Genomic DNA, 12,445 nt, shown 5'->3' with positions numbered 1-12,445 from the left:
AAAAAAACAAGAAAAAGAGTGAGGCGTGGGTGCCTTACTCTTTTTCGTTTTCCTAACAGCTCAAGAGGGTAATGCTAAATTAATTGGGTTTAATTAGGAGGGGGGATTACTTCGATGAATCGAACATGTAACCACTGCAATCAAAACGTACCTCTGTGGAAAATTATTCTCTCTAATTGGCGCAGAGTAACGTGTCCACACTGTAAAAAACGAAATTACACAACCACGTCTACACAGAAGCTCCACAACTATTTTTTACTGCCTGTTGCTGTGATAAGCGGAAGTATTACGGGATACCTAGTTGATTCATTTGTCGAACGTGTTGTTGTATGTCTCTCTGATTGTATGCGTCTATTTAGCGATCAGTCTGCCATTTTATCGGTTAGAGTAGGTCTGACTGTAAAATGACACGTAAATGAAACCTTTCCTACTATGTGTTCAAAGCTAAAATCAATCAGATTGATTTCTTTAACATCCCCAAAGTGATCTAGTATCTTCTCTTTTGTTACAGTTGGAGTGAACTCTTGATCAAACAGTATATGAAGAGAAGTCTCACCTTGAGAGATTATGATTGTACCCGGTTTAACACGCACATTCTCAGCTAGACTCACAAACCGTTCCATGACTGGTTCAGGTGATGTAAGTGTGAATGAATCAGTCAAACGAACATGTCCGAACTCCCTATTGATCTCCCATTTACGAGTAAACGACTGCAAAGAAGGAACGGAGTACGCATGTGTGAGTTCTAGTTGATATTCGCTCTGTTGACCTTGATCTTCTTTAAAGCAGAGAACCCTGGCAATCGAATCAGCACCCTGCTGTTGAACGTAGCCCCCGATGATAGGGACGGAATGGCCATGTGATCCGTTTGAGAGCATATGATACCGGTCTGTACTGAAGGAGGCTTTTGTATAATGCCCCGCTCCAATATCTGAAAGCATGGACACACCATCCACATAGATCATAAAGTGGCCGAGGTCATTGTGGTTGTGAGGTTCATTGTTGTGACCACCTTTTAGGGCAACGCCAAGCAATTGTTCCTTATAGGTAAAGGTTGAGAGATACCATTGTGCCTCGGAAAAGTGGGTTGTGTGCGTGGGCCACGTTCCACCTTCTTTCGTGTCATCGTACCAAATAAAATGACGAATGGCAGGCGCAAAACGGTAGCAGGGGTCTGAATCAAATGTGGCGCACTCATTTGCCTTAGGCAGGTGTACTTTGTCGAAATGAGTGTGGAGATAATAGCTGAGCCCAAGTAGTGGCGCAGCCTTTTCCAACGCATCTGAAAAATTAGCGACTGTATCCTGCCCCATAAAGACCTTCTCTTGAAAATGAGCGGTTTCGTTTATTTTAGGAAGCGTTAATAGATTGATCTTGCCTCTTGTATGCTTTTTTAGTAGATCTGCAAAGTAAATAAAGTATCCGAATCCATACTGCCAGTAATGATAGCCCTCCTGACATACTCCTTCATCTGTTAACCCCAATATAAAATAAGAGACGCTTTTTATACATTTATCAAGGATTCGTTGAAGCTCTTCATTGGAATTAATTACGTACATCGCACATGCACCAATGGAACCGGCGCAGACAGCCGACCAATTATGAGTAGCCTGCTCCCATGGTTGGTCCATTTTAAGAAATGGCTTAAGCACTCTTCTGCGAGTTTCGTAGGTTATCCTCTGCTTGATTAGAGCAGGCATCGAATCTTTGAACATTGTTAAAATTTCAGCTAAAGAAAAGGCCGTCTCAGCGGCGAATAAATCGATTTGTTGATAAGCCGCGTGATCAGATTGCTCGAATGCTGAGTCTAGATGAAGGTGGGCAGGCAAACACCACGTCCATTCACCACAAATAGCCCATATGGTTGAGTGAAGATGCTTACAATACTCCGAGTGGTCTGGATAGAGGTATGACAGAATCGAAAAGGTGGTAAGACGCTTGCGCCTTTCAAAGTAAACCTGTTGATAAGGATCACGATTTCCGTCCACGACATACGCGTTAAATGAATCATAGTCTAGTTCAGGCATTGGTGTATGTAAAACAGATTGCGCATAGGTGGAGAGGTCCTGGACCCACTTTTGCAGAAAAGATGACTGCTGGATCTTATGATGAACACGCTCACGTGAAATGGGTTCTCCGTGACTGTCTGTGAATAAGGATTTTTTCATAAAAGCTCCTCCGATCTGCTTTAAAAGGGTACCTTTCCTCTATTGTAAGGGTTTACAATAGAGGAAATCAATCGAATGGAAGGGTGTTCACATGAAACGTGAAAGTCTTCAAATGGGTGAAACGAAAGCGGATATCGAGAAATGGCTTTTGGAACTCGTTAATCCTGTGATGGATGAGTTAAAAGAAGGTCATGCAGGAATTCATTTAGGGGAGACGGGATCTTCTTATGGCTCAAAAACGGCTCATATGGAAGCATTCTCAAGACTTTTCTGGGGAGTAGCTCCACTCGTAGCTGGTGGCAGTCATCCTACCTATCTCGACCGACTTGTTGAAGGTGTTAGGAATGGAACGGACCCAAACCACTCTGAATATTGGGGGAAGCTAACTGATTACCATCAGATGTTAGTGGAAATGTCCGTATACGGCTATGCGCTTTGTTTAATGCCAAATCAGCTTTGGGGGAAGCTAACAAACGAGGAGCGTGAGCATCTTGTTGCATGGCTCTCCCAAAGCAGTCAGTACAAATGTCATGACTGCAATTGGCTGTTCTTCCCGGTTCTTGTTCAATTGGGGTTAAAGCAAGTTGGCGCGCCATATAGCCAGCAAACGATCGAGGATTCGCTTGAACGGATGGAAGCATTTTATCTGGGGAATGGCTGGTACGCAGACGGGGAAGATGCGCATCGTGATTATTATGTCCCGTTTGCGATTCACTTTTATAGCCTTTTTTATGCCAAGGTAATGGAGGGGGAGGATCCAGAACGAGCCATTCTCTATAAAGAAAGAGCTAAGCGTTTTGCCAAGGACTTCATCTACTGGTTTGCGGACGATGGAGGTGCGATCCCGTATGGTCGCAGTATGACGTATCGTTTTGCACAGGCTGCATTCTGGAGTGCGATCGTCTTTGCGGAGGTAGACGTTGCTCCCTATACACTGGGCGAGATAAAAGGACTATTGTTTCGTCATCTTCGTAAATGGATGGACCGATCGATTTTTGATGCACGAGGTGTATTGACCATTGGGTACGAGTATCCGAATTTAGGGATGTCGGAAAACTATAATTCGCCGGGCTCGCCGTATTGGGCACTCAAAACCTTCCTATTTCTGGCGCTTCCTGATGATCATCCATTTTGGAAAGCAGATGAAAAGGGAATGCCATCTCTAATGGAAGTTCAGGCGCAAGCTGAAGCAAATAAAGTACTGGCTCGGCATCTGGGTCATGCGGCTATCTTTAATGCAGGTCACCCCAGGACAAATGAGCATACCCATACCTCTGCAAAGTATGAGAAGTTTGTCTACTCGAGCCACTTCGGTTTTAGTGTTCCCCGGGCAGAGTGGGGAATTGAGCAGGGAGCTTTTGACTCGATGCTTGCATTAAGTGAGCAGGACCAACTTTTCAGAGTGAAACGCTCGTCCACGTATAGTCAACTCTCAAAATCACTAATCAAAATGGATTGGCAGCCATGGAGAGATGTCACGATAGAAACATGGATTGTTCCAAGGCTCCCATGTCATTTGCGGATTCATCGTATCCGAACAGCTAGGCCACTAACTGCTGCAGAAGGTGGATTTGCTGTAGGACTTGGTGATGATGGAAATGGATCAATTATTGTAGGAGAAGGCAAAGCGCTCTATTCCTATAGTGGTGGAACAAGTGGAATTAAGCGGCTGTATGGAACAGGAGAGGCGAGGCTTGTGTATCCAAACATAAATACAAACATTATGAAGCCAAGAACCAGTATTCCAACAGTTGTGAGTACGCTCGAACCTGGAACACATATTCAAGCAGTTGCAGTGTATGGAGCGCCGGACGTTCGCTACGATGCGGATTGGGGTACGTATTTTTCAGTTGAGGAAAAGGAAGGCACGCTCGCTTTTTATCAAAAAGGAATAGATAAACCGATACTAACGGTATAGAAGAAGAACTCGACTCCCGCCTGGGATGTCGAGTTCTTCTTTTATACTTAACGAGCCTGGAACTGAACGAATTGCGTATTTGCGGTGATAAATAGACCGCTACGAAGCTCATACATCTTTGATCCATTCACAATCAATTCGCGTACGACGGTAAAGACTTCATCGCGACTGACTGTCTGATAGCGTGCACTCCAATCTGGACGGTTGTATACCCAGAGAGAAGACGCGAGCACCCGAACGGTTCCAATTGAGTCGTTACTACTGCCACCTACCTCTTGGATGAAGCTATTCCAGACACTTAATAGATTAGCTGGGCAGTTTTTGCCTGTCCAATGCTGATGGCTGACCACACGAGAGAGTGGAATGTCTAACTGATTCATTAAGCTCTGGATTAATTCAACCCCTCTTTGGCGTGTTGCGGTGAAATTCCCATCGCTATTCACACAAAGTTCAATTCCGATTGACTGGCTGTTCCCAATTGAACCTGCGTGCCACCCCACTTCATTAATCGGAAGGTGTTGATAGGTGGTGGAATCGTCTACTGTATAGTGCCAGGAGACTTGTCGGCTCTGGGCATCTGCTCCTTTAACATAGCGGGAATGCGTCTCTGCATCGGCTCCTGGGTTGGTGTTGGCTGTTTCGTGTACGGTGATGAAAGTTGGAGCAAGGCTTGTCCCTGGGCGGTTTGAGTTACTCGTTGGAATTAAATCTTGGATGATATTCATGTTACTCGTCCTCCTCATTTTTGGTTGCAAGCTTCCTTGTCAGGTCTTCAATGGCCAGCGTCTGTGCGGTGATTTGCTTTTCAAAACGAAACAGTAGATACAAGGCAACAGCACTTGGAAAACCAACGTTCGCAAGCAACATCGTCCATTCAGGCATAGTTCCCATCTTTTCACCCCTTTAAGAGAAGCTACTATATAAAGAGATCTCCATGAATAAAAAATCAACTTATTTCCCAAATTGACAAGAACATATATTCGCATTTTCTGTGTATAATGAGAACATAAGTTCTTATTTATTTTATGAAACGTTGATTATTCGTTGCTTGTCATCTCTTTAAAGAGAAAGGAGGTATGGATGATGGAGTTAGTAAACCAACGTGCCTATCAGGAGTCAAATGAGTTTAGAGAGTTTGTCATAACCTATGAAAAGGCTCTTAACACACCAGTCATTAAAGCATTTCTTGAAGAAGAACAGCATATGGAGCTGTTAATAGAAAGTATTGTAGAACCAACAGTTAAAAATAGGGAGGCTGTGAATGAATATTTTCGTAGTTTTTATATGGAGCTTCGACTAGTGAAATATCTTTCGCAACTGATCCACTTTTATTCTATTGATGTAAGCAAACGCTACAGGCGTCATTTCGCACGCCATTCCTATGTGATGGACCAACCACTCTCAGACGATCACTCACTCTATCTTCATGATGTCTTAGAATCGAAGGGTCCAAGCGTAGAGAGTCTTGTCACAGATGGAGGGCAGCATTTGGAGGAAATGATTGAGAATCCGGCACTATACAAACAGTTTCTCAAGCTCTCTGAGAAGCAAAAGCAGGTGCTGAACCTCTATTTTCTAGATGGACTCAGTCATAAGGCCATTGCCAAAAGGCTTGGAAGTACACCACAGAATGTTTCTCAAATTGCGACAAGAGCTCTTTCAAAATTAAGAACAGCTATAGATCAGGAGGACAAGCATGATTGATACGAAAAGACAAAAAGATCTCATTGAGAAGATGGAGCCGAAGATCAAGAAAAGCATTCGTCACATCCCTTGGCAGTACCGAGAAGACGTTGAACAAGAAATTAAGATGAAGGTTATGGAATCGATTGATAAGGTAAACACTTATGACGTTCCAGGTTTTTTTGAATACACAGCAAAAGAGAACGATACAAAAGCAGGAACTAGCAAAAAGAAGGCGAATTATAAGGGAACAAAATGATGAGAGTAGGGTAACGGATGAATATTAAGGCAAGACAAATCTTTGTGAATCTTCCAGTCAAGAATCTACAAAAATCAAAGTCCTTTTTTACAGAGGTTGGCTTTACGTTTAATCAACAATTCGAAGACGAAAGTGCAACATGCATGGTCGTTAACGAAACCATTTATGTGATGCTTCTTGAAGAAGACCGCTACACATCGTTCACCAAAAAAGAAATCCCAAACACAAGCACTCACTCCGAAGCGATTGTCGCGCTCTCCCTTGATAGCCGAGAAGAAGTGGACGAGGTTGTAAATCGAGCACTCGCTGCAGGAGCAGGAGCTTATAATGAACCACAGGATCACGGATTCATGTATGGATGGAGCTTCGCAGACATCGATGGCCACCTTTGGGAGTTCTTTCATATGGACATGGCAGCAGCAGAAGAAGCCCATGCCAAGCAGTAAGTATCTTCGGATGCTTGCTGTTTTTTTGGGGGGGAGGTGGATTGGAACGTTAGAGAGCAGAATGGAGCATTACACACCCTCATCCTTTTCAAACACATCAATTCTTGATACACTGAATATAATCTATTTTCTGAATCATGAGGTGGTGGGCGGCTTTATGAAGTGGTTTATCCTAGGGATAGTATTCTATTTTTTAGCTCAAGGAATCTTAAGATGGCTCGGCGTCCCCTTTAGTCCAGGTGATCTATTGCAGAACATGATCGGAGAGCCAACTCCCATCAAATCAGCATTAGTCATTGTTCTAGGAATACTTATCATTTATTTAATTTTTCGCTCAGTTCGTCATAAAACGCGAGAGAATGCATCTTGAAACTCTATGTTTGAGTAAATCTGATTAATCTGATAAAATTAATAGACAATCATATATCTTATCAAGAGAGGCAGAGGGACTGGCCCTATGAAGCCCGGCAACCGACACAGATGTACAGGTGCCAAATCCAGCAGAATGATGATCATTCTGATAGATAAGGAGTACGCACACGTCTTCTTATCGAAGAGGTGTTTTTTTTATTATAGAGTGGGGGCGTATCAAATGAAATATGGGTTTTGGCTACCGATTTTTGGAGGGTGGTTACGCAATGTTCAAGATGAACAGATGCCGGCAACCTTTGATTATGCAAAAAAAGTGATTCAAGCAGCGGAGGATTGGGGATACGATACAACTCTCCTTGCTGAACTTTACTTAAATGATATAAAGGGTCCAGGTGAAGATGTGCTCGAGGCATGGACTACAGCTGCGGCGCTTGCTGCGGTTACCTCAAAAATAGAGTTAATGACGGCGATTCGTCCGGGGTTCCATAATCCAGCGACTACGGCAAAGATGGCGGCGAATATTGATCAGATTAGTAACGGTCGGTTTACGTTAAATGTTGTGTCTGCCTGGTGGGCTGAGGAAGCGCGACAATATGGTGGAGTATTCACAGAGCACGATGAGCGCTATGCACGAACCGAGGAGTTCATTGATGTGTTAAAAGGACTGTGGACAGAAGACTCCTTCACTTATGATGGAACTTACTATCAGTTAAAGGATACGAAGCTTTCACCAAAACCTGTTCAGCGTCCAAATCCGATTCTTTATGCTGGTGGTGAGAGTGAGCAGGGCAAAACAACAATCGCTGAAAAATGTGACGCCTACGTGATGCACGGTGGTACAGTAGAAGAGATCCGCGCGAAGATTGCTGATATGAAGGAACGTCGGAAGAAAACGGGGCACACACCATTTTCACGTTTTGGAATGGCGGCTTACGTCATTTGTCGTGATACTGAAGAAGAAGCCCAGGCTGAGCTTGCCCGCATTACGGATGTGAAGGAATCTGATGCCTATGCGGGATACGATGATTTTACAAGCAAATCGCAGCTGGAACAGCAAATTAAACTGCAAGACTACTCTGTATCCAACCGCGGGTTACGACCTGAATTGATTGGCACACCAGAGATGATTGCCAAACGAATTTTGGAGTATGAAGAGGTTGGGCTTGATCTAGTGCTCTTACAATGCTCGCCGCAATATGAAGAAATGGAACGCTTCGCTCGCGATGTGATGCCCGTTGTTGAACAACTAAGAAAGCAAACAAAGGAGACAATCTAAGATGAAGAAGATCTATGTCATACATGAAAATCAGGAGTGGACCGTCCACTTATTTAACAGATTAGAAGAGTTAGGCTTACCATATGAGGATTGGCATTTAGGCAGTGGAGCTATTAATCTAAACGATGCTCCTCCTGAAGGTATATTTTATTCGCGTATGAGTGCTTCTTCTCACACGCGAGGTCACCGTTATGCGCCTGAGCTTGCAGCAGCAGTGCTGGCTTGGCTCGAACGTTACGGTCGTACGGTAATTAATAATAGCCGGGCATTGCAGCTTGAGGTGAGTAAGGTGGTTCAATATATGGAGCTTGAAAAATTCGGCGTACGCACACCAAAAACAGTGGCTGCGGTTGGCAAAGACCAAATTCTACAGGCTGCGGATACATTTGATGGACAAGCTTTTATTACGAAGCATAATCGTGCCGGAAAAGGGCTTGGTGTCCAATTATTCCAGGACAAACGAGCACTCCAAACGTATCTTGAGAGTGATGCCTTTGAAGAGCCAGTTGACGGGATTACTTTGCTGCAGCAATATATTCAGGCTCCTGAGCCATACATTACACGTTGTGAATTTGTAGGAGGAGAATTTGTTTATGCGGTGCGAGTTGATACATCTGAAGGCTTTGAGCTATGCCCGGCAGATGCTTGCTCGATTGAAGACTTATTCTGCCCAGCTGGGGAAGAGCCAAATGCGAAGTTCCAAATTGATCATAGCTTTAACGAACCAGTCCTCAGTCAATATGCTGACGTGTTAAAAGCAAATGGCGTGCAAATTGCGGGAATTGAATGCATTCGTGATCAAGAAGGAAATCTGTATACGTATGACATTAATACAAACACAAACTACAACTCAGAAGCCGAGGAGAAAGCTGGTGTATTCGGTATGCTTGAGGTAGCGAAATATCTTGGTAGTCGTTTAAAAGAAGAGCAGGAAGCTCTCGTTTAACAAAAAAACGTTCTGTATCCACTATGGGTGCAGAACGTTTTTGTGTATTAATGATGAAACCCTCCACTCATTGAATCAAGCTCAAATGAGTCGAGTACCTCGCCACTTTCATTAAGGATTTCCACCGTATGTGTTTCATACCAGCTCTCATCGCTGTCTGTGATTAAGACGAAGGTTTGATTTTCAATCGGTGTGGTGACCGTTTCTCCGGTATAGATGATCCGTGCTTCCGTTGCTTCTGGATTAGGTGTATAGCCAAAGGTTACATAGGCGAACCTGAAGTCTGGGTTGTGCCAAGTCCCTGTTTCAAAACGTTGAGTTTGCGTACCATTGGTGCTGGCACGATTAAATCCTCCTTCTAAAACAAGTCCACTTAACGGAATACGGGTGAATTTCTCTTGATTCACAGTAAGTTTTTCTAGCCCAAGATCTGTGTCATCAACTGTATAGATTGCATAGGCTACATCCGTACCAACATCTTCCCAAAGAACATTAATTGCAGCATCTTCAGGGTGACTCGCCGCAATAGCATCTTCTATCTCAGAATAAGAGGTGTTATCCACATAGATTTCTCCAGGAGTTAGGGACATCATGATGCCTGTATAAGAAGAAACAACCAGAAGTCCCATCATAAGTGCTGAGAAAAAGGTGCCCCTTGTTAGTAATAATATGGCTAAACCAGCTAAGAAGAAAATGATGGACAGATAAAGAAATACAAACCCAATTGGTCCAGGTGAAAAGGATAGCAATTGAAACTGAGAAAGTGGTTCTTGGATGAACAGCTGAGTGATCCAGCTAACGGGCTCAGTTTGAAGCGTACGCAACACTTCGTGAGGGGGCTCAAGCTCAGACATAAACCCTGTCACAGCGAAGATGAATAAAGCAATCACAGATTCAGCACGGAAGGACCGTTTTAACTGTGGCGCTGTTAGGCGAGGCTTTTTTAAACTAAGCATAATTAAGTGCCGTAGCCCGAAAAATAGAAGTGGAACATACAGAATATGTTTGATAAACAAAAGCTGACCATAAGATAACAGCCACCCGTTAAAATAATCCTGGGTAACTTCAGTAAGTAAGAAAAAGCCTGTAAGCGATAGGAGTAAAACAGCTCCAGCGGCAACGGGTGAGAACCATTTATGAAGCGATTGGCTATCAGGTAGCTCACGTGCATACCAGCCCATGACAAACAGTGGACCGATCCATGCAGCTACGCTGATGAAGTGGATAAAGGTAGAAACAAAACCCATCCAACCTGATATGGATGTCCCATGACTTGCCCAGCTTGCACAAGCCATCAGAAGAACGACTCCAGCCAAAAGGGAATAATGCACCACAGGTGTCGATAGCTTCTTCGTTCGATTTAAAACGAACATACTACTGACAACAATTATTGCACCAATCAACGCTTGTCCTGCTAAGTACGTCAGTAAAACAGTTGTAAAAGCATCAGACCACTTTGCACCAAATTGGCTTGTCAGCGTATTAATTACATTCACAACTGGTACAGCAAGCAAGATTGGTATGGAAAGAAGAATACTTTCCACTGTTTGTTTAGATAACGTAATGTGTACCCGAAGTCTTTCTGGCAAAATCTGCAGAATATAATATCCGGACACAATCGCAAACGCAATATATAGAAACACATTTGATAATTGAACAATGATAACCATGACCCGCCCCCAACAAATAAGATCATTATTATTGTAACCACCACACTTAAAAAGAGACAAGCGTCTTAGTAAGGGAAACATATGATAAATCAATGAATGTGACGAACCTGTTCACAGAGTCAATCAAACGTTTGTTTAAACTGTAAGCAGTAAGGTAATGTGACGATGATCTTGCTTGATGGCTTCTTATGCACTAAACTAGAGCAGTAGTTGCATAGTATCGTTTTCATCGTATAGCCCCGATAATATGGATTGGGGGTTTCTAGTAGGAGCCTTAAACTTCCTAGCTACGAGAATAGGTTTGCCCTATTTTTGTAGCTATTTTTTGTGGGCAAATCTTCTTTCATTTCAATGTGAGGAGTGATTAAAGTGGGAAGCATTTTAATTAAGCAAGCAGAATTGATTACGATGAACAAAGACGAAGAATCGTTTGTGGGAGACCTTCTGATTGAGGGCACAACAATTAAAGCGATTGGATCAGATCTTGGGGATGTAAAAGCTGACAAAGTGATTGATGGTAGAGGCAGAACAGTGATCCCGGGATTTGTTCAAACACACATCCATTTATGTCAAACCGCCTTTCGGGGAAAAGGGGATGACCTTGAATTAATGGATTGGCTGCAAAAACGAATCTGGCCACTCGAAGCCGCGCATGATGAGGAATCAATTTATTACTCAGCGATGCTTGGAATCGGTGAACTCATTCAAAGTGGAACCACCTCAATTGTAGATATGGAAACGGTCCATCATACGGATTCGGCCTTTCAAGCGATCTCTCAAACGGGAATTCGTGCATTAGCCGGAAAGGTCATGATGGATAAGGGAACCGAAGTCCCTAAAGCATTACAGGAAAATACCCAGCAATCCATTCAGGAAAGCGTTGATTTATTAGAGAAATGGCATAACCATGACCAAGGACGAATTCAGTACGCCTTTACACCGCGATTTGTCGTATCATGCACAGAACCTTTGCTGAAAGAGGTTCAAGCCTTATCTGATCACTATCAGGTTAAAGTGCATACACATGCGTCTGAAAACCGTGGTGAAATTGAGATTGTTCAAGCTGAAACGGGTATGCGAAATATTGTGTACTTGGACCATCTAGGACTGGCGAATGAACGATTGATCTTAGCGCACTGCGTCTGGTTAGATGAGCAGGAGAAGAGAATTCTTAAAGACCGTGGTGTAAAAGTGACACACTGCCCAGGCTCAAATCTAAAGCTAGCTTCAGGTTTTGCGGAAATTCCAGATTTATTAAGTCAGGATATTGCGGTAAGCCTTGGAGCGGATGGGGCACCATGTAATAACAACCTTGATATGTTTAATGAAATGCGACTCGCAGCCCTTATTCAAAAGCCAATCCATGGCCCAACTTCAATGGATGCAAGAACGGTTTTTCGTATGGCTACACTTGGTGGAGCGAAGGCGATTGGGCTGGAGAATGAGATTGGAAGCTTGGAAGTAGGCAAAAAAGCGGATATTGCCATTTTGAACCTAAATGATTTTCATACCTACCCATCATTTGATGTCGACACAATCTCTAGAATTGTTTATTCAGCTACACGTGCGGATGTTGAAACAACCATTATCAATGGAAAAATTGTGATGGAGAACCGCATCATGAAAACACTCGACAAACAACTTGTACTAAGTGAATCAAACCGAGTGATGAAGCGCTTAGTGAAGCGACTTCCGAAAATATCATAA

13 protein-coding genes and 2 riboswitches are annotated in these 12,445 nt (G+C 43.3%); of the genes, 9 read left to right on the top strand and 4 right to left on the bottom strand.

Going from position 1 to position 12,445, the window contains the following annotated elements; translation table 11 throughout:
- The first annotated feature begins 114 nt into the window (after nt 1-114).
- On the top strand, nt 115-408 hold the full coding sequence (locus ACQKKO_RS08605; RefSeq protein ID WP_498646201.1) for a hypothetical protein: 294 nt from the start codon (nt 115-117) through the stop codon (nt 406-408).
- Here the strand turns inward: ACQKKO_RS08605 and ACQKKO_RS08600 are convergent.
- A complete protein-coding gene (locus tag ACQKKO_RS08600; RefSeq protein WP_498646200.1) occupies nt 363-2,168 on the bottom strand; it encodes a heparinase II/III domain-containing protein in 1,806 nt (601 codons plus the stop codon). The two genes, ACQKKO_RS08605 and ACQKKO_RS08600, sit on opposite strands and share 46 nt — an antisense overlap.
- Before the next feature lie 91 nt (nt 2,169-2,259).
- On the opposite strand from ACQKKO_RS08600, the gene ACQKKO_RS08595 reads away from it, so the two are divergent.
- Nucleotides 2,260-4,086 carry a DUF2264 domain-containing protein gene (locus ACQKKO_RS08595; protein ID WP_498646199.1) on the top strand — a complete coding sequence of 609 codons (1,827 nt, stop codon included), beginning with the start codon at nt 2,260-2,262 and terminating at the stop codon, nt 4,084-4,086.
- Nucleotides 4,087-4,133: 47 nt separating this feature from the next.
- Here the strand turns inward: ACQKKO_RS08595 and ACQKKO_RS08590 are convergent, their stop codons facing one another.
- Both ACQKKO_RS08590 and ACQKKO_RS08585 read right to left on the bottom strand, forming a co-directional pair.
- On the bottom strand, nt 4,134-4,811 hold the full coding sequence (locus ACQKKO_RS08590) for an N-acetylmuramoyl-L-alanine amidase (RefSeq protein ID WP_498646197.1): 678 nt from the start codon (nt 4,809-4,811) through the stop codon (nt 4,134-4,136).
- A gap of 1 nt (nt 4,812) precedes the next feature.
- The gene (locus ACQKKO_RS08585; RefSeq protein ID WP_479826467.1) at nt 4,813-4,977 is read right to left on the bottom strand and encodes a YvrJ family protein; all 165 of its coding nucleotides are present in this window, start codon (nt 4,975-4,977) and stop codon (nt 4,813-4,815) included.
- 189 nt (nt 4,978-5,166) lie between these two features.
- Here ACQKKO_RS08585 and ACQKKO_RS08580 point away from each other — a divergent pair, with 189 nt between their 5' ends.
- From ACQKKO_RS08580 to ACQKKO_RS08555, 6 genes are all read left to right on the top strand, one after another.
- On the top strand, nt 5,167-5,790 hold the full coding sequence (locus ACQKKO_RS08580) for a sigma-70 family RNA polymerase sigma factor (RefSeq protein WP_498646194.1): 624 nt from the start codon (nt 5,167-5,169) through the stop codon (nt 5,788-5,790).
- The gene (locus ACQKKO_RS08575; protein WP_498646193.1) at nt 5,783-6,028 is read left to right on the top strand and encodes a sigma-O factor regulator RsoA; all 246 of its coding nucleotides are present in this window, start codon (nt 5,783-5,785) and stop codon (nt 6,026-6,028) included. Before ACQKKO_RS08580 ends, ACQKKO_RS08575 begins: the two co-directional genes overlap by 8 nt.
- 17 nt (nt 6,029-6,045) lie before the next feature.
- Nucleotides 6,046-6,474 (top strand): VOC family protein, encoded by a 429-nt coding sequence (locus ACQKKO_RS08570; protein WP_498646191.1) that lies wholly within the window; start codon nt 6,046-6,048, stop codon nt 6,472-6,474.
- Between the two features lie 157 nt (nt 6,475-6,631).
- The gene (locus tag ACQKKO_RS08565) at nt 6,632-6,844 is read left to right on the top strand and encodes a hypothetical protein (RefSeq protein WP_498646189.1); all 213 of its coding nucleotides are present in this window, start codon (nt 6,632-6,634) and stop codon (nt 6,842-6,844) included.
- A gap of 55 nt (nt 6,845-6,899) precedes the next feature.
- A riboswitch (SAM riboswitch) is annotated at nt 6,900-7,005 on the top strand.
- A 61-nt stretch (nt 7,006-7,066) separates the two neighbouring features.
- Complete coding sequence (locus ACQKKO_RS08560; RefSeq protein ID WP_498646188.1) at nt 7,067-8,122, top strand: LLM class flavin-dependent oxidoreductase; 1,056 nt, start codon at nt 7,067-7,069, stop codon at nt 8,120-8,122.
- A 1-nt stretch (nt 8,123) separates the two neighbouring features.
- The gene (locus tag ACQKKO_RS08555; protein ID WP_498646186.1) at nt 8,124-9,068 is read left to right on the top strand and encodes an ATP-grasp domain-containing protein; all 945 of its coding nucleotides are present in this window, start codon (nt 8,124-8,126) and stop codon (nt 9,066-9,068) included.
- Nucleotides 9,069-9,115: 47 nt separating this feature from the next.
- Here the strand turns inward: ACQKKO_RS08555 and ACQKKO_RS08550 are convergent, their stop codons facing one another.
- Entirely contained in the window at nt 9,116-10,738 is a 1,623-nt protein-coding gene (locus ACQKKO_RS08550; protein WP_498646184.1) for a CopD family protein, read from the bottom strand.
- A gap of 209 nt (nt 10,739-10,947) precedes the next feature.
- Nucleotides 10,948-11,048: riboswitch (purine riboswitch) on the top strand.
- A 59-nt stretch (nt 11,049-11,107) separates the two neighbouring features.
- Here ACQKKO_RS08550 and ACQKKO_RS08545 point away from each other — a divergent pair.
- Nucleotides 11,108-12,445 carry a 5'-deoxyadenosine deaminase gene (locus ACQKKO_RS08545; RefSeq protein WP_498646183.1) on the top strand — a complete coding sequence of 446 codons (1,338 nt, stop codon included), beginning with the start codon at nt 11,108-11,110 and terminating at the stop codon, nt 12,443-12,445.

Origin of the sequence: Alkalihalobacillus sp. NPDC127517 (assembly GCF_050276055.1) — a bacterium.
GTDB lineage: Bacteria > Bacillota > Bacilli > Bacillales > Bacillaceae_D > Alkalicoccobacillus.
This window is presented reverse-complemented; position numbering and strand designations above follow the sequence as displayed.